Origin of the sequence: Gracilimonas sp., assembly GCF_031581265.1 — a bacterium.
Lineage (GTDB): Bacteria > Bacteroidota > Rhodothermia > Balneolales > Balneolaceae > Gracilimonas.
On the sequence record NZ_JAVLBQ010000018.1, the window covers coordinates 1 to 26,044 of the forward strand.

The window sequence follows — 26,044 nt, forward strand, 5'->3', positions numbered from 1 at the left end:
CGCCAGACTTCGCATCCGCTCAGTCCGGCACCTCCCTCCCCGACAAGCGTGTACGGGACAGGCAAGGGAGGACTTTACCTTATTATTTGAAAAACTAACTATTAGTTGTCAACGAATTATCTAACACCTACAGGGATGACAGCTTTTGGGGTTGGAGTACAATCGGTTTGGAAGTATTAGGACTGACCAACCCTTTTTTGTCCTTGAATTACCTAACATCACAATAGTGACAACTAATGCTATTTGTAAATCAATATAAATCGAACTCAGGTTCTCAGGTTAATTCTACATAATTCATGCGCTCTTTTCATCTAATAACGTTACCTGAAGCTCTGTTTATCGCAAATCAACTTATGCAAAGGCTATACACTATATATAAGTAACTCTGACTGATTATTTTACCTACTATCTTTTAAGTACACCAATAAAGGCACCATTGCAAGTCTTTGTTAAAAACTATATCGGTGGTAAACTGCGATATCAGCAGTTAGATAACATATTCTAAACCGATAAAATACTAAGTATAAACAAACCTGAACGTGTGGTATTCAAGACTAGATTATTGTTTAGGGAAAACAATTTTTTAAAATTTTTACTTTAGAATCGTAATTATTACTTTGAAGGAGCTCTGCAAAATTGTGGAGCTTTAAGCTACTTATAAAAACTAGAATTAAATCATTGAGGACATTTATGTTTAGAAAGCTACTAATGACGGTCCTCGTTTTGTGTACTACAGCCGTAATGGCGTTTGCACAAACCGGGACCCTAACAGGTACTGTTACCAGTTCACAAACTGGTGAGCTCCTTACTGGAGTTAACATTTTTATTGTTGAGCTCGAGCGAGGTGCTGCTTCCAATATTGATGGAAATTACACTATCGAGAATATTACTCCAGGCGAATACAATATTCGCGTAAGTTATGTTGGTTTCTCTACTATTAACGAAACTGTTACTGTTACTTCAGGAGAAAACACACTTAATTTTGAAATGACCCCTGATGTCGGTCTCTTAGATGAGATTGTTGTTTCGGGTGTGTCCGGAGAAACCGAGCGTAAAAAGCTTACTGTTTCGGTATCAAAAGTTGATGCAGCTCAGCTGAGCCGTGTGCCTGCCACATCTGTATCAGGTTCATTGGCCGGTAAAGTGTCCGGTGTTACTATCCGCAGTGGTAGTGGACAACCGGGTGGTGCTTCACAAATTCAGCTTCGCGCCGATAACAACTTGAACACGGGTTTCCAACCTATGATTATAGTGGACGGTGTGATTCTTGAAGGAAGCATGGCCGACATTAACGCCGATGATATTCAAAGTATCGAGGTTGTTAAAGGTGCTGCTGCCGCTTCCCTGTACGGATCACGTGCTGGTAACGGTGTGGTTGTAATTCAAACCAAGCGTGGTAATAACCTTGCCGACGGAGAAATTGATGTTACCGTACGTAACGAGATGGGTATTCAGCAATTAGAAAATTATGTTGACTTGTCTATGAGCCATCCATTTGAGTTGGCTGAAGACTGGCAACAATATGAAGGTCAATATACCAAGTACGCCGGTGTAACTGGCTATCCTGATGGATACCAAGGTGGCTATCATCCTGATATTACAGGATCACGAAGTGATGATGAGGACCATTATATGGATAATCCATTCGCCATTACTAAGGATCCACAGAAAGAGTTCTTCCAGAACGGAACGAACATGACCAACTACGTGTCACTGGCAACCCGAGTTGATAACATTAATATTTTCACCTCATACGAGCATAGCACCCAAGAAGGTATTATTCCTAATACCGACGGGTATGACCGTAATAACTTCCGTGTGAATGCGGATTGGGATATTACGGACAGAATTAAGTTTTCTGCTTCAAACTTGGTCATTCGTTCTACGTCGAACTCACCGGGTGGAGGAGGAGGAATCTTCTTTAATATCGTGCTAGCTGAGCCTGATAATAATTTTCACTTAGAGAATCCTGACGGCCAGCCGTATTTTCTGCGCCATAATCATTGGAGCAATGAAGAAAATCCACTTTATCAAACGTATAAGAATGACAGAGATGAGTTTACTCAAAGATTCCTTGGAAACTATAACCTTCGCGTGAATATCACAGACTGGTTAGAGTACAAAGGGACTTACTCTATGGAGAACAATAACAACAGGTATACCAGCTATTATCCATTTGACTACTATATCGTTGGTGGTTCAGGAGAGTATGGTATTCAGTATAGTGAAGGTAGCTTGTATAAGTATTCCAGTGAAGAAAACTCACAGACTACCCAGCATAACGTTACCGCGCGCCAGCAATTTGGTAAGCTCTTTAGCCGTGTAACATTCAGTTATCTGTGGGAAGACAGCCACTTTGAGTCCTTTGACGCCAGTGGTAGTGACTTTAAGATTCGCGAGTTACCCCGATTCCAGGCTATCGATCCGTCCGATATTTCTGCCTCTTCTTATCTTCAAGATGTAAGAGCACAGAACTATTTTGCGATCGCTTCTTTTGACTGGGACGACAAGTACATCCTTGATGGTATGTTCCGTCGTGACGGTTCATCGCTATTCGGCCCTGAATCCCGATGGAACAACTACTATCGTATTTCCGGTGCATACCGAATTACCCAGGATATTGAGATCCCCGGTCTTGATGAGCTGAAAATTCGCGCCGCTCAGGGTACAGCAGGTATCCGTCCGGGATTCTCATGGCAGTATGAGACGTTTTCAGTTAGCGGTGGTAATGCTTCTAAATCCTCTCTGGGTAACAGAAACTTGAAGCCATCTCAGACCAAAGAAACCGAGTTTGCTATCAACGGTACGGTATCAAGCATTGTTGATTTTGAATTCATTTATTCAAATTCAGAAACAACCGACCAGTTCTTGAACGTGCCCCTGCTTCCGCTTGCAGGCTTTAGCAGCCAGTGGAGAAATGCCGGTAGTATCGACTCTGAGTCGTTTGAAGTTAACATTCAGTCCTCTGTTATCAACGAAAGAGACATGAGCTGGGATGTTGGAATTACCTGGTCGAAGTCTAACCAGACTATTGGCGAATTAGGCGTGCCTCCTTACCAGAGTGGTCCTGGTGGTTTATTCTACATTCGCGAGGGCGAAGAGTATGGCGCTATTTATGGATTTGACTGGGTTAAATCTTTAGATGTAATGGCAGAACAACTGGCCGACGGTGAAACTATTGATGACTACGAGATCAACAGCGACGGGTATGTCATACCTGCCGGAACCGAAGGAACCGTTGATGAGACGCCAATAAAACTTAAAGATGAATTTGGCGATGATGCCTTTGTACAAATCGGTAGCGGGCGTCCTGACTGGACCGCCGGTGTTTCCAACACCTTCCGTTACAAAGGATTCTCTGCATATGTATTATTAGACATCAAACAAGGTGGAGATGTGTACAATCGTAAGAGCCAGTGGTTAACGCGTGATAGTCGTAATGGTATCATGGATCAAGCAGGTAAGCCTGAAGATCAGAAAAAAGCCTACGACTACTATCAAGCTTTCTACGATGTAAACACAAACAATGCATACTGGGTAGAAGATGCCGGATATGTGAAGCTGCGTGAAGTATCATTAAGCTATGATTTCTCACAAGAGCAGTTAGCCACCCTAACAGGTGGAGCTCTTAAAGGCGCTACTATCTCGGCCATAGGACGTAATCTGCTAACCTTTACTGATTACTCCGGTTACGATCCGGAAGTAGGTTCTATCCGTACTCCTTATGATGGAACAGGAACCTATCCGAATTTCCGTAATATGGCATTGTCCTTGTCTCTCAAATTTTAATTAATAGAATTATATAATTATGAAATTGAATAAAATTAAAAATTTATTGTTAGTAGCCCTGCTCGCCACCACGGTGAGCTGCGGCGATCTGGCTGTTGAGAATCTCAACAATCCGGATACTGAACGGGCCCTTGCCTCGAGTGAGGACTTGCGTTCGTTAGCGAATGGAACAATTCGTGACTGGTATACAAGTGTTCATACCTATAGTACTTTGCAAATGGCTACCACGGTAGGGGCTGATGCAGCGACTGCTTCCTGGGGTAACCAGGGTATGCAATTGATGGGTACTGAACCGCGACCAGCATGGGATAACTCCCCTGCTGCACCATACGGTAGTACTTCTAGAGTCCTCTTCAATTCAATGTATTCCATCAACTCTTCTGCTTCAGATGTTCTTAAATCGCTGGAAGGTGGTGTGAACTTCGGAGATGAAGGGTCTGATAATGCGATGATCTCAGCGGTATCAAAATTAGCCCAGGGACTATCAATAGGTTATATTGGCCTGCATTTTGATCAGGGTTATATAGCGGATGAAAATACTTCCGAAGCGGACTTAACCGATCCTACCTTGGTTCCTTACACTGATCTCATGGATCATGCGGTAACCAAGCTGGAAGAAGTGATTACCATTGCTGAGAATAACACGTTCACATTAGATGATAATGTTATTAGAACAGGTGGCCCTGTCGATAACGAAATGCTGGAGCAGATTGCTCATAGCTTTATTGCTCGGTTTCTTGCATACGCACCAAGAAATGCATCGCAAAACAGTTCCGTAGACTGGAACAAAGTGGCTACGCATGCTCAAAACGGTACGGAACTTATCATTGAAGTGGATCAGTGGGACGGTGGTTTCTGGTACAATGGTGCTAAAGCGTATTTGGTATTCCCAGGCTGGGCACGTGTAGATCACTATGTGATTAATATGATGGATCCTACGTATCCTGCACATAATCCTAACGGAAATGATTATCCGGCTCCGGATTCTGCCAACGTTGTTGACGAAAGGTTACTGACAGATTACGAGCACCTTCCATCTAACAACTTCCGCCCGGAACGTGGTTTGTATTTCTTCTCAAGTTTCAGGTATTCTCGCAACGATGACTGGTTAGGTGTATACGAAGGACCGCTGGTTGAGATCTCTCAATCAGAGTTGGATATGTTCAGAGCAGAAGCCCATTACCATGCAGGTAATTACCAGGCTGCTGCCGATATTATAAACAACAGCGAGCGCATTACCCGTGGTAATATGGATCCTGTATCACCGACTGCTGAAGCGGTTTGGCAAGGTATCCACCATGAGCGTTTGGTTGAGCAGTTCTTGACCGGTTCCGGAAATGAGTTCTTCCACATGCGTAAGAATGACTTACTGCAGGAAGGTACTGCACTTCATTTCCCAATCCCAGCTGCCACACTTGAAGTACTGGGCCGAACTCAACCGTTCTACACCTTTGGTGGTGTTGAAAATGCTGATGGTGTAAATACTTCTGACGGAGGTTGGAGATAAGAAAAATTCATTTCTTATAAACAATCTTTAATAGATAAATTTAAAGCCGGCACTTTTTAAAAGTGCCGGCTTTTTTTGTTTACATCAGATTTTGAATTTTTCACTAATTCGACTTAATAAATTAGCCATATTTAGATGGGAAGTACCTGAAGATACTTAAAGTAAGAGAATAACCTGGAAAGGAACATATGAATAGCTAAGGGTAAAACCGCGTGAGTGGGAAATATCTGGGCTAAATAGTCAGAAAAAGTAAACTCAAGGTGTGAGGTTCGTCAATGTTGTAGTTGTCAGATAATTCGGGGTACAAAATAACAAGTGTAATAGCGCAGGCGTCACGCCTGTACGGTGGTTGAATTGGTAAACAAGTTGGTCCAAGCGAGACGCTTAAACCAGATCTTAAGACAATTTACTATTGAAGAGTCCTCCCTTGCCTGTCCCTACACCTAAGTGTCGGGGAGGGAGCTGCCGGTCTGAACGAATGTGAAGTCTGGCGGAGGGTGTTGGTTTCAATGCCAATATTTCCTTTATGATTTCACTTTTCCTAAAAACTTTAATTCTGTGTTGTGTAAGGTTGAAATATCTTTGGCACCAACATCCCTCATCTCTAAAAAATGTGGGGAGAAGAACTGACTAATTTAATATCGAATTCACGATATTTAGTAAATCTGTTAGTACAAGAAAGCAATCCAGGATTTAAAAAATCTTGGAGGTCTATGTGTAAATAGAGCTACTTTTAGCAGGTCTCTTTGCTGTAATACATCAACAGGTAGAATGGGTAGAATTAAATAACTATAGAATCACCTAAGAATAGATATTAGTCTACAACGAATCCTGTAAAATCAAACCGGAAAGCCACATTTGTATCTGACGTCTTTGAACATTATACAAAGATCCATCCCGCTGCAATATGTAGTTATAAAAAGGATAGTACTTGGATCTAATCTTTGACAAATCAAAAAAGAACCGTTCTTCAGGATCATTTCGATTGTATGAATAATACCAAGCCATTTGGTCAGAAAAGGTATCTAAATAAATGGGAGGGCCAAATAAAATGTAGATCATGCCGGGATCGGTTTTCCATCCTTCTTTAAAGTTAGAAAACTGTTTGTTAGCCTCTTCAACTCTTTCATAATAAAGGGAAAGCACATCTTTAGCTACCCTGGAGTTCTCGATATTGGTTAACCAAAATCTGTCAATGGCTGCTTTCAACTCATCCGGGTCTTCAATTGACATCATTTTATTAAATTCGTTTTCATCCATTAAGTAATAAAGTGGTCGAGCTAATTCCCTGGGAGTTTTAACAGCAGGGAAGTTTGGACTTTTAATACTGAATTCAATGGCTTTATAAATATCGGATTCGGAATTGTCCTCAGACTGTACTTCTAATCTATAATTACCACGGGGAAGTTCATGGAAGTTGTATTCTATAATAACATTTCCGGATTGGTTAAATGTTCTTACTGAAGATTGTATAACCTCAAATTCATCATAATCTATACCAATATAGGGCATGCTTGAAGGGGAGTAATTTAAAAAATTCATAGGTCGGGCTATACTGGTGTCATTCCTGAATTTCAGTAGCCTCATTTGGAATTCGAATTCTGAATCGGGAGCATTATTTGTTACTTGGAATTGAAACCTGAGAGAGTCAGATTTTGAAGGGATATGATAGGTTGTAGCTTGATTAAAACTTCCCTCATCTATTGAGGAGTTTTTTGCAAGTAAAGACACATTGGTAATGTTGGCAACATTACTATTTGCAGAAGGAACAATAGTTGTAGCTTCCCTAATAACCTGCTTTTGAGATGAGTTATCGGTGATTGCAACTTGAATATCATAGGTGCCGGGATTAATAGAAAACTCACGCCGGAATTGATACACATCTTGATCATGGATGATGTTTTCTGATTTACCTCTTAAAGTATCAGAAAATATTTCTCGTATTACAGGTGTTTGAGAGTCATCAGTATTATTAATCGCAATTTCAATGCTGAATGGGGCTTCAAAAACCCCGTCTTTATTCGAGTAGATCAGGCTACCATACACAATATCCCCGGATACAGAAATTTTTGAATTATTGGAAGAATCAATAAATGCTGACGAAGCAATTCGCAATTCAGGGAACCCCGGTTGATAACTGTAATCACTTCCTCTGTCTATTTTATCAACCATAGAATTGGAACATGCAGAAATGAAACCCAAAAAAAACAATAAGGCTATGATTAATAGATAGTGTGCCTTTTCATTCATGACTAATTTAATTAATTGAAAAGCTTTCTTATCATCTAATAAACTAAAATTCTAACTAAAAAGTATTGTAAAAAAGAATCGTCAATGATCAGTACCTTAACAGATACTATTGAAAGAAAATTTCTTACTTACTCAAATAATTACCATATATGATTTCCGCTAAGAGAAGAACAAAAATAGTATGCACAATAGGTCCAAGTTGTGATACTCAGGAAAAAATTGAAGATTTGTTATTGCACGGGATGAACGTAGCCCGCATAAATTTTTCTCATGGTACACATAAAGGGCATGCTAATGTTATAAAAAGAATTCGAAAAGCTGCTAAAAAATACAAGTACAGCGTTCCGGTATTGATGGATCTACAAGGGCCAAAAATCAGAGTGGGAAACATGAAGGATGGAGCCCAGGAGATTAAAACTGGTTCTACCGTAAAAATAACTGCAGAGGAAGTTGAGGGTACCAATGAAGTGGTGCCAATAGATTATAAAAACCTGATTCATGAGGCAGAACCGGGAAATTCAATATTATTAGATGATGGTTTATTAGAATTCAAAGTAACTGAAAAATTTCCCAATTCTTTAATGGCAAAAGTAGTAGTTGGGGGTACTTTAAAGTCGAGAAAAGGCGTAAATCTGCCCAATGTCAGAATTTCCATTCCATCTTTAACAGAAAAGGATATAAAAGATTTAGAATTTGGGATCACACAAGATGTAGATTTAATAGCCCTGTCCTTTGTGCGGTCTGCCAAAGATATTCGGGATATTATATCAAGAGTAAGGGCTGCCGGGAGCCAGGCTTCAATTATTGCAAAAATTGAAAAACCTGAAGCACTTGAAGTAATTGATGAAATTATTGAAGAAGCTGATGGCTTAATGGTGGCAAGGGGCGATTTGGGTATTGAAATTCCCACAGAACAAGTTCCTGTTGTCCAAAAAATGATTATTGAGAAATGCCGATCTGCAGGTAAACCTGTTATTACTGCTACTCAAATGTTGGATTCTATGATCAGCAATCCAAGACCTACACGGGCTGAAAGTTCTGATGTTGCTAATGCTGTTTTAGATGGAACTGATGCTGTGATGCTTTCCGGTGAAACTGCAGCCGGAGCTTTCCCCATGGAAGCGGTGAATGTTATGGACCGAATCTGCCGTTCAATTGAAGACAGCCGGCCTCAATTGTATAATAGTCTTGGATACAGGAAACCGGAGTGGAAAGAAAAACAGGTAATTGAATCACTTGCATATTCCTGTGTAACAATTTCCGACAATGTAGAAGCCAAGGCTATTAGTACGATCACTCATTCCGGAAATACTGCCCGAAGAATCGCAAAGTTTCGCCCTAAAGTACCTATTGTTGCTTTCACTGAAAACCAGAAGGTGCGAAGACAACTGAATTTGGTGTGGGGCGTTTACTCCGTTCGTTTAGATGAACTTTTTGATACCGATAAAAGTGTTAAAATGATGGAGGATTATCTTAAAGATAACGGTATGGTTAAAGAGGGTGACAGGGTGATTGTGGCAACGGGCATGCCAATAGCCAAACGTGGCCGAACCAATATGATAAAAGTAAGTACTATTGAATAAGCGATCTCGTTATATTAGAGTATTATGAAAATCACTAAGATCGTTTTATGGCTTTCAGTTTTGATTTTGATTTCCGGATGCAAATCTACGTTTCAATCGAACTGGAGAAATTTTAATGCCTACTATAATACCTTTTATAATGCAGAGAAAAGCTTCGAAGCAGGCCTGCAAAAAAATCTTCAGCAATCAAGAGAATATAATCCACTTCAGCCCATAAGAATTCACCCGAAACCAATTAATGCCGGTGCCCAGGATTTCGAAAAAGCTATCCAGAAATCTGCAGATATTCTTAGAAAACATGAAGAAAGTAAATGGGTTGATGATGCGCTATTTCTAATTGGGAAATCCTATTATTACCGGGAAGAATACTTTTCTGCTGATCAAAAATTTCGGGAACTCTTTATTACCACTGATGAACCGGAAATGGAACAAAAATCAATTATTTGGCAGGGGAGAGTGCTGCTGGATTTAGAATTATATTCCGAAGGTGTCGCTTTTTTATCTGACCAGCTTATAAATTATGAAAAGGAGTGGGAGGATAAGCATATTGCTGAAGTTCAGTCATTATTGGCTCAACATCATGTGAAGCTTCAAAACTGGGAGCAAGCAGCTGAAGAGTTATATGCCGCTCTGCCGGAACTATCAAAAAAGGAGTATAAAGAACGTGGATATTTTCTTTTAGGGCAGATTTATGAAGAGTTAGAGAATTATGAAGCAGCTTACCAAGCCTACGAAAGTGTTTTAGATCATTATTCAGAATATAGGGTACAATATTTAGCGCAGCGGAAAAGGGCTGAGGTAGCCAGAATATTGGAACGCGATGATTTGGCTTTTGAGATTTTCAATAGTATGCTCAAGGATGATAAGAATATCGAATATCGGTCTGAACTTGATTTCGAATTGGCCAGAACTGAACATGAGCGTGAAAATTTCGGGGAAGCTGAAAGGCTTTATAATCGTGTACTGCACAACCCCAGAAGTCAGGCTCCTGCTGAAATCGAAGCAAGAACATATAACGGGCTTGCTGAAATTTATAGGTTTGGGTACAACAACCTGACGAAAGCAGCTGCATATTATGATTCAGCAGCTCAAATGAATGTATCGCCCGATCGATTGCCAGTGGATTTCAATGCCGGTCTTTATGCCGAATCGTTTGGAGAATATGCGCGCATCACCTCTGAAATAGCGTTACAAGATAGCTTGTTATGGTTAGGAAGCCTTTCTGGTGCCGAATTGGATTCAGTCGTAAACGAAATCAGGCAGAAAAGGATCGAAGAACTTGAAGAACTTGAAGAAGAAAGACGGAGGCAACAGGATCAACTGGTTACGTTAAATCAAGACAATAATAACCAGCAGACAACCAACACAAGCAATGGCTTTTTAAATGAAAATAACAGGGCATTACAACAAAGTGTTAGACAGCAGTTCTATGCGGTTTGGGGAAACAGGCCATTGGCTGACTACTGGAGAGTTAGCAGCATGATAAGAACTTCTGCCGGCAATGAGGAAATTACGGAGGAAGAGTTACCTGAAGAAGATTCCCAGATAATGAATATCCAAATTGATTTAAGTGGAATTCCTTTTACTGAGGCTGAAAAGGACTCCGTTCAAAAGAGTATTTCTGCCTTAAATTATGAATTAGGTAATTTGTTTTTCCTCTCACTAAATATGCCGGACAGTGCAGTCACCTATTTTGAAAGAGCCATTCAAAATCCGTCAACCGATAATGTAAATATGGTTTCACTTTATTCACTTTCTGAATTGTATTCTTCAGAAGGAAACGAAGCCAAAGCCAGGGAATATGCTAATCAACTTATAGAGGATTATCCTGAAAGTGTTTATTCAGAACGCTTGGCTCAACAATTTCAAATTCCGATAAATAGAAGTGATACCTCTGATGCCAATAACCCAATTCAGATTTATCAACAAATTCAACAGCAGGATACAGTAAGTACTTTTGAAAAAGCGGAACAGCTTGAGAAGTTCTCATACAACCACAAAGACAGCCGAGTGGCATCTCAGGCTTTATTCAATGCTTTTGAAGGGTATATGGAAGAGGCGAAAACTGATTCATTATATGAAAATAAGATCAATGAATGGATCAATATAAATGAAGCCTGGAATCGGCAGGTTAGGGAATTTGAAGCCCTTCAAGATTCAGCTCAAAATATGATGCAGGATACCACCATTACCGAGGAGCAACAGACGAAATACCAAGTTTTAATAGACTCCACACTGCAAGAACCTGATTTCTATGAAGCCTTCCCTTATAAGGGAGAAAATTGGGACAGGGCCCGGGCTGTAGCAGATTCATTCTTGGTACTGTTTCCTGAGTCCCCCTTACATTCGAGAGTGTCTATTTTGAAAGAAGAACTCCAACTCCCTCAAACGGAACCTGAAGTTAGAGAAGAAGAAACTGAACAGGAAATTCCGGGTGAAGAGACAGTCAATGAACAAGAGGCGGAGCAGTCGGAGGGCCAATATGTATGGTGCCAGGAAATTGATGTGTCACTTTCAGTCAGAGAAGGGGTGGAAGACTTTCTTCAGCGCTTTGAACCGCCGGGTGATACCGTTAATGTTTCCGAATTAACCTATTCATTTAAAGTGAATACACGTGGGGTGGTAGATGAATTTAATCCGGTGACAGAGGATGTTTCTGAAGAATTTCTAACAGCCTTTTCCCAATACATTCAAGAGGAACTGTCTTTTGAGCCTGTACTTTATGAAGGACAAGCCGTTTCTTTGTCTTGCGATTACACGTTTAATTTTTCTGAGTAAATTCTGCTTCTAAGAGCTTTCTTTTTATTTTCGGGACAAGGCCCGGCCCTTCGTAGACTAAGCCTGTATAAATCTGAATTAAACGTGCTCCGGCGTCAATTTTTTTAATAGCAGCTTCCGGACTGTCAATACCACCCACTCCAACTATGGGCTTCATCCCTTCTGTAATTTCATGAATCCATTTGATGACTTGAGTACTTTGCTTTTGAATGGCGCGGCCGCTTAATCCGCCATTTCCAATGGTTTGTAATTTTGTTGCATCGGTTTTGAGTCCTGTACGATTCGAAGAGGTATTGGTAGCTACATAACCGGCAACGCCAAAATCCTCACAAATGGTGATCAGTTTTTCCAGTCCTGTTTTGTCAATATCTACGGTGAATTTAACCAAGGTAGGTTTCCTGTTTGGAGCTTTGGGGTCGAGTGTTTCAAGTAGCTCTTTCAAAGCTCCGGGGTCTTCAAACGTTTTGCCTTCGCCTGTATTAGGACAGGAAATATTTACTGTGATATAATCTGCTGCAGGTTGTGCCTTTTCATAGCTGAATAAATAATCTCTTAGCGCATCATCACCTTCAATATTTGGATCGTTGGTTTTAGCGATGTTAATTCCCAAAGGAATTGAGGAGTTCAGCTTCTCAAGTCGTTGGGTAATTATTTCAGCACCATCGTTATTTAAACCCATCCTATTAATCAGGGAATGATCTTTTGGAATTCTAAAAGCCCGGGGTTTAGGATTTCCCTTCGATGGACGCGCAGTGATACTCCCTACTTCAACAAACCCAAAACCTAAAGCTTCCATAGCCATCGGGGTTGCACCGTTTTTGTCGAATCCGGCCGCAAGTCCTATGGGATTGGGGAAGGTACATCCAAAAAGGGTTTGTTCTAAGCCTTCGTCGTTTTTCTTGAAAAATGTTGATACAGCTTCTTGAAGAAAAGGAGATTGATTAATTTTAGATGCAGTCCAAAGCCCGAGTTCATGCGCTTTCTCGGCCTCCAGTTTAAATAAAATCGGTTTAATCAGGTTTTTGTATATCATAGTTACAATGATACGAAAAAACGTTCAAAAAGAGCTAAAGAAGCCTTATACTCGATGCCTCAAACAATGAAGAATAATTCACGCTATATATCGAATTTAATCCACAGCCTCAAAGAAGCAGGAGACGTGATTTTTTTGGAATCACAAATGCCTGAACATCCTGCGAGTACTAAGAGTTTTATTGCTGCTAAACCTTCAGCTTATATTAAAGCCTATGGTGATAAAGTAGTGATATATGAAGATGGATCAGAGAAGAAATTTAAAACCAATCCTTGGGAGGCTCTAAAAAAATTCAAAAATAAGCACGCTGACTGGATGTTCGGTTATTTTGGGTACGACTTAAAAAATTATATTGAAGACCTTCAGTCTGATAATGAGTCGCTCAATCAAGCAGCTGATCTTTTTTTTATGGTTCCAGGCTTGCTGATAGAAATTGATACCAAAAATCAAACAAGAATATTGAAGGGAAATGTACCCTCGGTTAATTCAGAAAATAAAGCTGTCGGATATAGGGTGAAACTCAAGCATAGAATTGAAGAACCTGCTTACACTAAATTATTGAAGAAAGCTCAGCAAGACATCTACGAAGGAGAATATTATGAAATCAACCTGTCTCACCCGTTAGAATTTACATTTACGGGAAACAGTTTTGACCTTTATGAGGCAATGAGGGCTGCCGGACCTGTACCATTTGGGGGATATGCATCTATTGGTGATATTTCCATTTGCTGTGCTTCGCCGGAGAGATTTTTGGCAAGAGATGGTTCAAAAGTATGGTCACAGCCCATTAAGGGAACAGTATCAAGGGATGATAATACCCATACAAATGGATTAGAGGTGTTAAGATCTTCTGATAAAGAGAAGGCTGAAAATCTAATGATTGTAGATTTGGTGAGAAATGATTTAAGCAAAATAGCGAAAAAGAACACTGTAAAAGTATCAAACCTTTTTGAAATTCAAAGCTTCGAAACAGTTCATCAAATGGTTTCAACGGTTGAGTGTGAGGTCGATAATACCATTGATAACATTGATTTAATTAAGGCTTGTTTTCCGATGGGGTCCATGACGGGAGCCCCCAAAATTGCCTCAATGCAGGCTATCGAAAAATATGAGGACTACAAAAGAGGGATCTATTCCGGAGCCCTGGGCTATTTTAAGCCCAATAATGATTTCGACTTCAACGTACTTATTCGAACGGCTATAATAGAGGAACAAAAATTGGTGTATCCTGTGGGTGGTGCCATAACGAGCGATTCGGATCCCAAAGCCGAATGGGAGGAAACTTTAATCAAAGCCAGAGCCATTACGAATTTATTGGACCATTCGAAAAAACCTGAATGAAGTATTTATAATTAAGGTTATGAAAGAAACAGAAATTTTGCATTTGAAGAATGGAATAAAGAATGAAAGCGAGCACAATTGGTGAGCTTAAGAAAAGTGGTTGGCAATCGGTTTCAGTAAAAGAAGAAATCAGAAGAAATCTGATCAAAAAAATTCAAAACAAAGAAGAATTATTCCCCGGAATATTGGGTTATGAAAAAACCGTATTGCCTCAAATTCAGCACGCAATTCTTTCCAAACACGATATGATTCTATTAGGGCTGAGAGGTCAGGCCAAGACCCGAATTCTGCGACTGCTCGTAAATTTTATGGATGAGTATATACCCATCATAAAAGGATCGGAAATAAATGATGATCCATATAATCCACTATCAAAATACGCTAAAGATCTGGTGGAAGAAAAAGGAGATGAGACTCCCATCGATTGGTTGCATCGCTCTTTTAGATATGGTGAAAAACTCGCAACTCCCGATACAACAGTTGCCGATTTAATCGGTGATATTGACCCTATTAAAGCCGCAACAAAAAAGCTGACGTTAGCCGATCAAAATGTAATTAACTTCGGTATTATTCCCAGGACAAATCGTGGAATTTTTGTGATCAATGAGTTACCCGATCTTCAACCAAGAATTCAGGTGGCTTTACTAAATATTATGCAGGAGAGGGATATCCAAATCCGGGGTTTCAACGTGCGGATACCCCTTGATGTATCAATGGCATTTTCAGCAAACCCGGAAGATTATACCAATCGAGGTAATATTATTACCCCGCTAAAAGACAGAATTGATTCCCAGATTATTACCCATTATCCCAAAGATCTGGATATAGGTGTGAAAATTACACAACAGGAAGCCTGGCAGGAAAGAGATAATGGTATTAGAATTCACATACCTGATTTATTTAGAGAGATACTGGAAAAAGCTGCTTTCGAGGCAAGAGATTCAGAATATGTTGATCAAAAAAGTGGAGTTTCTACTCGAATGACCATCACAGCTTTGGAGCAAGTGGTTTCATCTGCAGAACGGCGGGCTATTATCAACAACGAAAAAGAAACATCCATTAGAATAGCTGACCTGTATCATATGATTCCGGCTTTGACCGGTAAAATAGAATTAGTGTATGAAGGGGAGCAGGAAGGGGCTATCAGTGTTGCAAAACACATATTGGGTAAGGCTATCAGCAAGACTTTTAAATTACATTTTCCGGATCCTCAAGGAAAATCACAGGATGAAAAATCAGTGTATAAAGGTATCACCGACTGGTTTGCAGATGGAAATGAAGTAAATATATCAGACACTCTCTCAAACTCCGAATACAAGCAAAAACTAAATAAAGTAGAAGGCTTGAAAGGGTTAGTAGAAGAGCAGGCAAAAAAAGCCCCCGATAACGAATTATATGAATGGATGGATTTTGTTTTGGAAGCTCTTCACCAAAATTCTATGCTTAGCAAACAAGATCTTGATGATGAAACATTGTACTCTGATATGCTTGGGTCTATGTTTTCATCTTTAGGTGATATTGGTGAAGAGGGCTTTGATGAATTTGAATAATTACATTGAATTCAGATTTAGTTAGCCTTATATTTAAGGCCTTTGCAAATTTCAAGCAAGCACAAGATTTATGAGAAAAGGAATTCATCCAGATTACAAAGAGATTACCGTAGTGATGAGCGATGGTACTGAAATTACAACCCGCAGTACAATGGACACTAAAGATGGTGTTTATAAGAGTGAGGTTGATTCAAAAAACCATCCGTTCTATACGAAAAGCAATACTTTTACTTCTACTGCAGGACGTGTTGACCGATTTAAGCGTCGATATGGTAACAAGGAAGAAGAATAAGTACTTAACATTTTTATAAAAGGATGTATTCTTATGGATACATCCTTTTTTTATTTCTACTTATGACGATACAAAAGTTCGAAGTCGGTCCTTTTTTAGAAAACACGTATCTGCTTTCAAAGGGTGGAGAACATCTGCTTATTGATCCCGGTTTTTCATCTGAGCCTGAATATCAACAATTCAAAGGAAAATTAGATGGAACTTTGAAAGCTATTGTGCTTACTCACGCGCATGTGGATCATGTGTTCGGGCTTAGCCGTGTGCTCAAGGATTTTGATGTTCCGGTTTATCTTTCTGATGAGGATCGCTTTTTGTGGAAGAACTATGGAAGCCAAGCCAAAATGTTTGGAATCAATCAGGGTGATTTTGGTTTTGAACCGGAAGTACTTCCTTCCGAAGGAAAATTTGAAATCGGGACTTTTAGCTTTGTATGTCTATACACACCGGGGCATTCTCCCGATCACGTTGCTCTCTATTTTGAAGACGATTCGGCATTGATTGCCGGTGACGCTCTATTCAAAGAAAGTATTGGCCGCACCGATTTGTATAAAGGAAATTTTGAAGTGTTAGAGAAAAGCATCAAAGAAAAACTATACAGCCTACCTGAAGATACCACCGTTTATCCTGGACATGGACCAACCACTACCATTGGCTACGAGAAAAAGAATAATGCTTTTGTGAAATAAGAAAAGAAGCAGCAGCTATTCTTCTTTTATCTTCTTAATCTCACTTTCATAATGTTTTTTCTTATCGGGATTAATTTCCAAAAGCCGTTTGAACATTTTTATCGCTTCTTTGGTGCGCCCTTGTTGATGATGAATTTTTGCAAGTGTTTCTGACACCAAATCATCAATCTCTTCCGACTGTTTGCTTAAATCCTCATCGTTGAAATGTTCATCATCTTCCGGAATTTTTATCCGATGTGATTCCACTTCTTCAAGCATTGCTATAAGGCCATCGAGATCTAAAATCGGAGAACTTCTGCGTCCTTGCTGCAATTTGACTTTAGAAGAACTATAGGAATGATCGGGAATAGCAGCTTCAAACTTCTCCGGATGCACCAAAAAATAATGCAGGTGCTCCATAAGTGGGCTGCCCGGTGCATAGGTTTTGGCTTTCAGTGCTTCTTGTATAGCTCTCTGATTTTCATTTTGAAGATGATAAAACCAAGACAGTAAAAAATGACCTACTGCATCGGGACCACGCTTCTTTAAGTGTTTACTGAGTTTGCGAGTGATTTTTTTAGGATCCTCATCAAACTTTTCAACAAAAGAAGAAAGTGATTTAGGTATGTTAAAAGGTAGTTCTTGCATATGATTTTATAAGGACCATAATGATAACTTGATGCCGGTTCACAATCAAAGCTAATTACCAGTTACTTACGGCGTCATTGAACATATTATTAGCCACTTGTTCGAGAGCCGTGTTAGCTGCATTATTTTCACCTTCAATGGGATCCGTAGTGGGATCATAATTCGCTGTACCTGTGAATGAAGTACTCCACTCAGGCTCATCCTCAGCAGTATATAGAAAAGTAGCCCTTACAGTAATTGAAACTTGATTTTCATTCGCCTGTTCATTTCCACCGATACTAAAAGGACGATTAGAGTAGGAAGCGATAGTCCCATCAAGGACGGCATCAGCCTCTTCCTCATTATTAGCAAGCTGCAACTTACTTTGATTAACGAACCGATTTATTAGGGCTTCATTTAGCCGATTACTCAAGTCTCCGAGTCCACTGTTGGATTGATCCGGAAAGAATGGAATATAAACACTATTTACCCCTGGAGGTATTGAAGCACCGGTAAAGCTATAACGGATGCACCCGCCCATCATTAAGCCGATACATAAAATGAAGGCAATCGAAGTTTTAGTCCAGCCCATATTGATCCAGTTTTCTATATAAAGTTCGTTCACTCACGCCTAAGGTTTCTGAAGCTTTTCTTCGGTTGCCATCAAATCTATTCAGGGCCTGTTGAATCAGAAATTTTTCAGCCTCTTCAATTGAGGGAATTTCATCATTTTCAAAAAACTGAGACAGCTCATTTTCATCTGCGGTATCAATATCAGAATCACCGGGCATAGATTGCATACCAAGAGTAGCATGGTCGTCAAGATTCACATTTACACCCGCAACGTCAGATTTATCAACTTCATCACGTATAGAAGCCGGCAATGCTTTCACATTATTCGGAGAGAAAGTTGAATATAGAAAATTGGCAAACATTTTTTTTACGTCAGCAATATCATTTCGCAGTTCAACCAGCGCGCGATAAACTAATTCCCGGTCTTTTTTATCAAAATCACTGCCTGTACCAAAAGAATCATGTTGAGCTTTGCTTCCATCAGCTACCATAGGCAAGTTATCAGCACTGCCTTCATGTTGACGGCCTTTTAAGTATTTCTTGAGCTTATCCTTGTCAATAAACTGTGATTTCTCTAATACGACCAGTTGCTCGGCTACATTTTTAAGCTCCCTGATATTACCGGGCCATCGGTAAGAAATTAGCAATTCCCGGGCTTCATCAGAAAATCCTTTAAAAACCGAATCGTATTTTGCAGAATATTCTTCTACAAACTTCCTGAAAATAGGAATGATATCTTCTTGTCGATCCCGCAGAGGTGGTAATTTAATTTGTACGGTATCTAATCGGTAATACAAGTCCTCCCTAAAATCACCATCTTGAACCATCTGCCAAAGATCCTGATTGGTAGCGGCAATCACCCTTACATCGGTGGTTTGAACTTTACTGGATCCGACTCGGAAAAACTCACCATTTTCAAGAACACGAAGTAATTTAACTTGCACATTTTTTGGGGTATCACCAATTTCATCCAAGAAAATGGTACCCCCATCGGCTTTCTCGAAGTATCCTTCTCTTGAAACTTCAGCACCGGTAAAAGCGCCTTTTTCGTGCCCAAAAAGTTCACTTTCAATAATCCCTTCCGGTATAGCACCACAGTTAACAATCACAAGGTTATTTCGGCTTCTATGGCTCATAGCATGTATTGCGCGAGCCGTTACATCTTTACCAACTCCACTTTCACCTTGTAATGTTACGGTGATGTCTGTTTTAGCCACCTGCATGATCTTATCAATAACCTGCCGCATGGCCTCAGACTTGCCGAGTAACCCATATTGTTCTTGAAAAACTTCGCGATCCATATTGTCTTATACTGTTGTTAAAGCCTGATTTGTGTGTGAATTTAAGTGTTCAGGCTACTGCTTACTTGATACTGTCAGAATGACGTAAGTTAACGATTCTAAGCTTAGTAAGTAAACGTAAAGTAGGGTAAAAATATTTACTGTTTGATCAGTTCTGTGGCATGCTCAACAGGTATGGAACGAGTTTCCTTAAATGTTGAAAGGACAAGATTTGACCTTGTTTTACTCACACCCTGCCAAGCTTGAATACGTGAGAGTAAACTCTCAAATGAACCGGTGTTTTTAGTTCTAACTTTGAGAAAGTGAGACCCGTCTCCGGTAATGGAATGGCACTCCAGTATTTCGACTTCTTCCTCAGCATTTTCAACAAAGTTTTGGTAATTCTCTGAACCGTCTACCTGAACAAAAATGAATGCGGTAATATCGAAATGAAACTTTTTACTATTCAGAATAGCCTTATAACCTTCAATTAAACCCCGTTCTTCTAATTTCTTCATTCGCTCCGAAACAGAGGGCACGGAAAGGTTGACAATTTCAGCGATGGTATTTCGCTGAGCACGTCCGTGCTTTTGTAAGTGATTTAGGATAGCAAGATCGGTATCATCTAATAAATGACTCATAATTTTATGTAATTAACCTAAAAATTCTTTGAATGTTGGATTATAGCTTTAATTATTTAGGCTGTCAACTGAGAAAATGATTCTTAGAATCAAATTATTAGACAAGTGATTTCAACAAAAAATCTTCAACAAAAACGGGAATACCTCTTATCTTTGGAGTCTGAAATTTATTACAAACACAGACTCAAAAAAGAATGCTTGACATTAATTACATAAGGGAAAATCGTGGACAGGTAGAGAAGGCCATCATTAACAAAGGTGAAGAAGATGCCTCTGTAGTAGAAAAGGTTATAGCAGCCGATGAAGCATGGAGGACTAAGGTTCATAAGGGAGATATGCTGCGTAGCGAAAGCAATACCAAATCGAGCAAGATCGGTGAGTTGATGGGCAAGGGGGAAAAAGAAAAAGCCCAGGCTATTATTAAGGAAACATCTGCCATGAAAGAGCAGATTAAGGAGATTGAAGAAGAAGTTAAAAGCCTCAGGGCTGAAAGAGATACCCTGTTATTGAAAATTCCCAACGTACCCCATCCAAGTGTTCCCGTGGGTTCTACTGAAGAGGATAACGAAACGTTTAAGACTTGGGGAGAACCGGATGAGAGCGAATGGAAAAAACCACACTGGGAACTAACCGAACGACATGGATGGGTAGATTTCGAACGTGGGGTTAAAGTAACCGGAGCCGGATTCCCTTTTTATGTAGGTCCGGTAGCACAATTACAAAGGGCCTTAATAAATTATTTTATAAATGAGGCTTCTAAAACGGGGTACACAGAACTGCAAGCTCCATATTTTGTAAATGAAGATTCCGCTCGGGGAACCGGCCAAATTCCTGATAAGGAAGACATGATGTATGTAATTCCCCGGGATGAATTTTTCACCATTCCCACAGCCGAAGTTCCTGTAACGAATTTTCACAGAGATGAGATTATCGAAAAGAAGGAGCTGCCTTTAAAGTATGTATGTCATACCCCATGTTGGAGAAGAGAAGCCGGGTCTTATGGAAAAGATGTAAGAGGTTTGAATAGGCTACATCAGTTTGATAAGGTAGAGTTAGTCAAAATTGTGAAGCCGGAAGATTCTTATGATGAGCTTGAAAGCCTCAGGAAGCATGCCGAATCTTTATTGGAGGCACTTGAGCTGCCTTACCGCACGCTCCTTATGTGTACCGGTGATATGGGCTTTACCCAAAGTAAAAAGTATGATTTAGAAGTTTGGAGTCCCGGACAAAAGCGGTGGCTGGAGGTAAGCTCTTGCTCTAATTTTGAAAGTTTCCAGGCTCGCAGAATGCAGTTGCGCTACCGTAAAGATGAAAAGGAAATCGAAATCTTGCACACCCTAAATGGGTCGGGATTGGCTTTACCCAGAGTCGTTTCAGCTATTTTGGAAGCGTACGAAGAGGAGAATGGAAAAGTAAGAGTACCGGAAGTGCTGAAACCATTTTTTGGGCGAGACTATCTGTGATTTATAAAGTGATATGTAATGAAGTATTCCTGAACTTTAAATTTTGCGATTAAACTACTTCTTTACTTATCACTTCTTTTTGATAACCAAACCACGCCCCAAACTATACCAACTAATGCCAGGGCAATTCCAAATCCACCCAAAAAGGCATATAGCAAGTAAGGGATGATAAGGCTAATAACAATTCCGGTGATGGCTTTAAGAGGAGCTGCTGCAATGGCAGAGGCACTTAGGAATGAACTTATGAGTCGTGCAAGTCGTGCAAACATATTGATTGGTGATTTATTTGTGGGATTGTTTCCCTACGCACTATAGCACTAAAAGATTCAAAAGGTAAATAGTGATGAAGTTATAAAGTGATGAAGTATTCCTTAAAATAAATTCTCTGATTTAATCTACTTTATCACTTCATCACTCATCACCTCATTACTTAAGCAACGGCATGAATCTCCGTTTCATCAAAATTGTAGAGCAGCTCCAGGATTGGATCCATTTCATCATGCTTCATGATTTCCATGCGTAAATTTTTCCCATTTCTTACGCCTTTTAGATACTGTCCATAATGCTTCTTCATAATGATAACGCCATATCTTTCTCCTTGATGCTTCACCGATAGACGAAGTTGCTCTGCACAAACTTCAATACGTTCCTGAACGGTTGGTTCAGGTAGCAGCTCACCGGTTTCGAGGTAGTGACGGGTTCGTTCAAATATCCAGGGATTGCCAATAGCACCTCGACCAATCATCACCCCATCCACTCCGGTTTCTTCAAACATTTTTTTAGCTAATTCGGGAGAAGTTACATCACCATTTCCTATGATTGGGATTTCGAGTCCGGGAGTATTTTTAAGCTTTTTGAGCCATTCCCAACGTGCATCTCCTTTATACTTTTGAGCCCTTGTTCTGGCATGAACGGTCAGTGCTTTAACACCCAATTTTTGCAGCATCAGAGCCACTTCCTGAATTTTGATGGTGCTGTCGTCCCAACCAAGTCTTGTTTTTACCGTAACGGGCTTATTTTCAACAGCATCAACCACGGTTCCTGCCATACGCTCCATCATGGCCAAGTCTTTAAGACATCCGGCTCCGGCTCCTTTTTTGACAATCTTATAGACCGGACATCCGAAATTGATATCAACCACATCGGGATTATTATTTTCAGCTACCTTAGCTGCCCCTTCCATAGCTTCTTCTCTGCCTCCAAAAATTTGAACACCAAATGGACGCTCCATTTCATCAAAATCCATTTTGTGCATGGCGGCGTCAGCGTCACGAATGATGGCTTCTGAGCTTATAAATTCGGTAAATACGATGTCTGCACCTTTTCGCCTGCAAATTTGACGAAACGGGGAATCGGTAACATCCTCCATAGGAGCGAGAAAAAGAGGCTGATCCGGTAATGTTATTGGACCGATGTTCATTTTATAAAGAGAGATTATTTAAAATTTTTAGAGTCTTAAAGATACAGATTTTAGTTCCATTTTTTAATCTGAAAAGTAAAATCGAAGTTTGCTTAGAATTTAAGACGATTTAAGATCAACAAATAAAAAAGCCGCGGTAAACGCGGCTTTTTCATGTCAAACTTAAACCTGTACTACAGATGGTCAGTTTACTTTAATTCTTTTTGCTGCTTTATCCTTCACTTTAGGAATGGTGACATTGAGGACACCATTTTCATAGTTAGCAGCAATTTTATCATGATCTACAATATCACCGGGAAGAGGAAGTGATCGGCTGAATTTACCGAATCTGCTTTCAACTCGATGATATCTGCGTCCATTTTCTTCTTTCTGCATCTTACGTTCACCGCTGATGGTTAGAACACCGGAATTAAAGGTGATTTCAATGTCATCTTTATTCATTCCGGGTAAAGCAGCAGAAATTTCAAATTCAGTATCTGTCTCATACACATTTAATTCAGGTATGAAACCAGATGTAGTTGTTCTTGGCCAATTCAACGCGTCCTCAAAAACCTCATCAATCCAATTAGAAATTTTAAGAGGTGAGGTAGTTGTGTTTTCATTCCAAAGAGTTGGAGTATTTGATTTTGTTCGCATTAACATAGGTTTGTCCTCCTTTTAAATAGTTATTAGTTATTCAAAGATCATCGGGTTTTACCCAAATCAACACGAATGTTGACACTTTTGTAAATACAAATTCTGTGCCAAATTGGTAGCTATAAATTGCGAGCTGACAATTTTTTTGCTGGTGAATTACAAAATGACAATTAAGTTTGAAAATTCGGCATAGTGAATTCAGTAAATATGAAATATTGGTCTCTATGATGTTCAATTAAATTATCTAAAAGAGATGAACCCATTTATCTGATAATCAACAATCATTTTATAGTGCTCTACACTTCAGCCAGTGCCTAAATTTTGGAACTTCTCTTTAGCCATTTCGCTGTTTTAAGCTTATATTTTCTGCCACTTACTCACTCGCATATTAAATTTTAAAAAGGGAAAAATAATTATGTCACTTGGAATAAAAAGCATCGAAGAACTTCTGGGAGATGAAGCTTCAGATCTTCTTAATCATAAATGTAAAACCATTAGTACCGACCGGTTGTCAAAACCCTCACCCAGCTATGTAGATGATGTCTGGTATCACTCTGACCGCAGTAGTCGGGTTCTGGCAAACCTTCAAAGACTACTTGATAATGGTCGCTTAGGCGGTACCGGGTATATGTCGATTTTACCTGTTGATCAGGGTATTGAACATTCAGCGGGAGCTTCTTTTGCAAAAAATCCGGACTACTTTGATCCTGAGAATATCGTGAAGCTGGCTATTGAAGCCGGTTGTAATGCAGTAGCTTCCACCTTTGGAGTGCTTGCTGCCGTTTCAAGAAAATTTGCACACAAAATTCCTTTTGTAGTTAAAATCAACCATAACGAACTGCTGACCTATCCCAATAATTACGATCAAATTATGTTTGGCAGCATCGACAAAGCTTTTGATATGGGAGCTGCTGCTGTAGGGGCAACCATTTATTTCGGTTCTGAAGAATCTAACCGACAGATTCAGGAAGTAGCTGAGGCTTTTGAATATGCCCATCAGTTAGGAATGGCTACCATTCTTTGGTGCTATACCCGAAACAGTGCTTTTAAAGTAGATGGCGTTGATTATCATTCTTCTGCAGACTTAACAGGTCAGGCGAATCACCTTGGTGTGACGTTAGGGGCTGATATCATCAAGCAGAAGCAGCCAACAAATAACGGTGGGTATAAAGCCCTCAATTCCGGCGATTCCAGCTATGGAAAATTGGACGAGCGTATCTATACGGAACTTTCCTCTGATCATCCCATTGATTTGACCCGCTACCAGGTAGCAAATTGTTTTATGGGGCGGGCAGGCCTGATAAACTCAGGTGGAGCATCAGGATCAAACGATTTTGCTGATGCGGTTAAAACAGCCATCATTAATAAAAGAGCCGGTGGAATGGGACTCATAAGCGGTCGTAAAGCATTCCAGCGCCCACTTAAAGAAGGCATAAAACTTCTGAACATGATTCAGGATGTTTACCTCAATGACGAAATTACACTTGCATAAAGTGTAGCATAATTTGAACAGCCTTACGGTAAATTCCGTAGGGCTGTTTTATTTTTGCCCACCCCGTTAGCACTACTATTTGAGCGAATCAAAAGCACATATCGAGCGCCCTCAATCTTTAGTTTCCAGAAAATACCTGATTATTTCTGTCAGCTTAAGCTTGCTGACTATGGCCGGTGTCATCTATTGGACTTATACACCGGGTGTTCTCGAGCATTTGGCTCCCAAAAGGTTACCGGGTCTGGTTATAGCGGTAGTTGTATCCTTGCTTAGAGTTTGGTTTTCTGCAGCTAAAATTCGCTTTCTGTCTGAACGAAAACTCAGTTGGTTAGCTTCGATTCGAGTTGTTTTAGCTTGGGATTTTACTTCAGCGGTCACTCCATCTACAATAGGAGGGGCACCTATGGCCACCTATGCTATGACCAAAGAAGGACTTAAACTCGGTGATTCGGGGGCTATTATTCTTTATGGTGTTTTATTGGATCAACTGTGGTTTGCGATGGCGATACCCATATTACTTTTTGCGGGGATTTTTTATGAGGTAGTTCCGGCAGAAATTGGCTTGGTGGGTGATGTTTCGATGGGGCTGCTTTATGTAGCCTTGTTGAGTTATGCAAGTGTTTTGGCATACGGGGTTTTGATAAATCCCGGTGCCATAAAGAAGGTGGTAAAATTTGTGTTTAAGTTGCCGATACTGCGTAGGATGGGGGATAAAATTGAAATTGAAGCCGATAATCTTGAAAAGTATGCCCATCAACTCCGTAAAAAACCATTCAGTTTTTTAGCCAAAGCATTTTTTCTCTCAACAATGTCGTGGTTAATGAGAATTGCACTGCCAACCATTGTAGTTCTCAGTTTGCTCCCTGCCCCTGAAGTACTATCAGTTCTTAGAAGTTTGGCTATGAATCTGGCATTCTTGGTTGTCCCAACTCCCGGTGGAAGTGGTGGCGTAGAAGGGCTGTTTGTGCTATTTCAGGGACCATTGATTTCAAGGGAGGGCTTTGTTGGACTGGCAGTATTTTTATGGAGAATTATCAGCTACTATATTAGTGTCGGCTTAGGAATTATGGCTACCACTTGGTACGTAAATCAAAAAGTAGTTGAAATAAAAGATCAGGATTGAA

At 40.0% G+C, this 26,044-nt stretch carries 20 protein-coding genes; 11 read left to right on the forward strand and 9 right to left on the reverse strand.

The features are described 5' to 3' along the window. Positions 1–690 precede the first annotated feature (690 nt). Together RI561_RS07900 and RI561_RS07905 are read left to right on the forward strand one after the other, a co-directional pair. Positions 691–3,789, forward strand: a complete 3,099-nt coding sequence (locus tag RI561_RS07900; RefSeq protein ID WP_395079693.1) for a SusC/RagA family TonB-linked outer membrane protein — start codon at positions 691–693, stop codon at positions 3,787–3,789. Between the two features lie 19 nt (positions 3,790–3,808). Beyond that, positions 3,809–5,296, forward strand: a complete 1,488-nt coding sequence (locus RI561_RS07905; protein WP_395079694.1) for a hypothetical protein — start codon at positions 3,809–3,811, stop codon at positions 5,294–5,296. An 819-nt stretch (positions 5,297–6,115) separates the two neighbouring features. Here RI561_RS07905 and RI561_RS07910 read toward each other — a convergent pair. After that, complete coding sequence (locus tag RI561_RS07910; RefSeq protein WP_395079695.1) at positions 6,116–7,546, reverse strand: GWxTD domain-containing protein; 1,431 nt, start codon at positions 7,544–7,546, stop codon at positions 6,116–6,118. A gap of 149 nt (positions 7,547–7,695) precedes the next feature. On the opposite strand from RI561_RS07910, the gene pyk reads away from it, so the two are divergent. Further along, complete coding sequence (pyk, locus tag RI561_RS07915; RefSeq protein WP_395079696.1) at positions 7,696–9,129, forward strand: pyruvate kinase; 1,434 nt, start codon at positions 7,696–7,698, stop codon at positions 9,127–9,129. Between the two features lie 24 nt (positions 9,130–9,153). Beyond that, positions 9,154–11,907, forward strand: a complete 2,754-nt coding sequence (locus RI561_RS07920) for a tetratricopeptide repeat protein (RefSeq protein WP_395079697.1) — start codon at positions 9,154–9,156, stop codon at positions 11,905–11,907. Here RI561_RS07920 and RI561_RS07925 read toward each other — a convergent pair. Next, positions 11,891–12,940 (reverse strand): quinone-dependent dihydroorotate dehydrogenase, encoded by a 1,050-nt coding sequence (locus RI561_RS07925; RefSeq protein WP_395079698.1) that lies wholly within the window; start codon positions 12,938–12,940, stop codon positions 11,891–11,893. The genes RI561_RS07920 and RI561_RS07925 overlap by 17 nt on opposite strands. A gap of 66 nt (positions 12,941–13,006) precedes the next feature. On the opposite strand from RI561_RS07925, the gene RI561_RS07930 reads away from it, so the two are divergent. The 4 genes from RI561_RS07930 (at position 13,007) to RI561_RS07945 (ending at position 16,809) form a co-directional block, all read left to right on the forward strand. Next, on the forward strand, positions 13,007–14,281 hold the full coding sequence (locus RI561_RS07930; RefSeq protein WP_395079699.1) for an anthranilate synthase component I family protein: 1,275 nt from the start codon (positions 13,007–13,009) through the stop codon (positions 14,279–14,281). Between the two features lie 62 nt (positions 14,282–14,343). After that, complete coding sequence (locus tag RI561_RS07935; RefSeq protein WP_395079700.1) at positions 14,344–15,831, forward strand: magnesium chelatase; 1,488 nt, start codon at positions 14,344–14,346, stop codon at positions 15,829–15,831. A gap of 70 nt (positions 15,832–15,901) precedes the next feature. After that, positions 15,902–16,123, forward strand: a complete 222-nt coding sequence (gene rpmE, locus RI561_RS07940) for a 50S ribosomal protein L31 (protein WP_395079701.1) — start codon at positions 15,902–15,904, stop codon at positions 16,121–16,123. Positions 16,124–16,185: 62 nt separating this feature from the next. Then, entirely contained in the window at positions 16,186–16,809 is a 624-nt protein-coding gene (locus RI561_RS07945) for an MBL fold metallo-hydrolase (protein ID WP_395079702.1), read from the forward strand. Positions 16,810–16,824: 15 nt separating this feature from the next. On the opposite strand, the gene RI561_RS07950 is transcribed toward RI561_RS07945, so the two are convergent. The 4 genes from RI561_RS07950 to RI561_RS07965 all read right to left on the reverse strand — a co-directional run bounded on the left by RI561_RS07950 (position 16,825) and on the right by RI561_RS07965 (position 19,909). Continuing rightward, positions 16,825–17,436 carry a tetratricopeptide repeat protein gene (locus tag RI561_RS07950; protein ID WP_395079703.1) on the reverse strand — a complete coding sequence of 204 codons (612 nt, stop codon included), beginning with the start codon at positions 17,434–17,436 and terminating at the stop codon, positions 16,825–16,827. Positions 17,437–17,491: 55 nt separating this feature from the next. Beyond that, the gene (gene lptE / locus RI561_RS07955) at positions 17,492–18,007 is read right to left on the reverse strand and encodes an LPS assembly lipoprotein LptE (protein WP_395079704.1); all 516 of its coding nucleotides are present in this window, start codon (positions 18,005–18,007) and stop codon (positions 17,492–17,494) included. After that, positions 17,994–19,289 (reverse strand): sigma-54 interaction domain-containing protein, encoded by a 1,296-nt coding sequence (locus tag RI561_RS07960; RefSeq protein ID WP_395079705.1) that lies wholly within the window; start codon positions 19,287–19,289, stop codon positions 17,994–17,996. Before RI561_RS07960 ends, lptE begins: the two co-directional genes overlap by 14 nt. Before the next feature lie 137 nt (positions 19,290–19,426). Then, positions 19,427–19,909: an Lrp/AsnC family transcriptional regulator gene (locus RI561_RS07965; RefSeq protein ID WP_395079706.1), complete on the reverse strand. Its 483-nt coding sequence runs from the start codon at positions 19,907–19,909 to the stop codon at positions 19,427–19,429. 194 nt (positions 19,910–20,103) lie between these two features. Between RI561_RS07965 and serS the strand changes: the two genes are divergently transcribed. Continuing rightward, the gene (gene serS, locus RI561_RS07970) at positions 20,104–21,372 is read left to right on the forward strand and encodes a serine--tRNA ligase (RefSeq protein ID WP_395079707.1); all 1,269 of its coding nucleotides are present in this window, start codon (positions 20,104–20,106) and stop codon (positions 21,370–21,372) included. A gap of 62 nt (positions 21,373–21,434) precedes the next feature. Here serS and RI561_RS07975 read toward each other — a convergent pair whose 3' ends face one another. From RI561_RS07975 to RI561_RS07985, 3 genes are all read right to left on the reverse strand, one after another. Next, positions 21,435–21,641, reverse strand: coding sequence for a hypothetical protein (locus RI561_RS07975; protein WP_395079708.1), 207 nt, complete (start codon positions 21,639–21,641; stop codon positions 21,435–21,437). A 161-nt stretch (positions 21,642–21,802) separates the two neighbouring features. Continuing rightward, complete coding sequence (dusB, locus tag RI561_RS07980; RefSeq protein ID WP_395079709.1) at positions 21,803–22,792, reverse strand: tRNA dihydrouridine synthase DusB; 990 nt, start codon at positions 22,790–22,792, stop codon at positions 21,803–21,805. Positions 22,793–22,975: 183 nt separating this feature from the next. After that, positions 22,976–23,428, reverse strand: coding sequence for an Hsp20/alpha crystallin family protein (locus RI561_RS07985; RefSeq protein WP_395079710.1), 453 nt, complete (start codon positions 23,426–23,428; stop codon positions 22,976–22,978). Positions 23,429–23,843: 415 nt separating this feature from the next. On the opposite strand from RI561_RS07985, the gene RI561_RS07990 reads away from it, so the two are divergent. Both RI561_RS07990 and RI561_RS07995 read left to right on the forward strand, forming a co-directional pair. After that, entirely contained in the window at positions 23,844–24,920 is a 1,077-nt protein-coding gene (locus RI561_RS07990; RefSeq protein ID WP_395079711.1) for a class I fructose-bisphosphate aldolase, read from the forward strand. 79 nt (positions 24,921–24,999) lie between these two features. Next, complete coding sequence (locus RI561_RS07995; RefSeq protein WP_395079712.1) at positions 25,000–26,043, forward strand: YbhN family protein; 1,044 nt, start codon at positions 25,000–25,002, stop codon at positions 26,041–26,043. The last annotated feature ends 1 nt before the right edge of the window (position 26,044 follow it).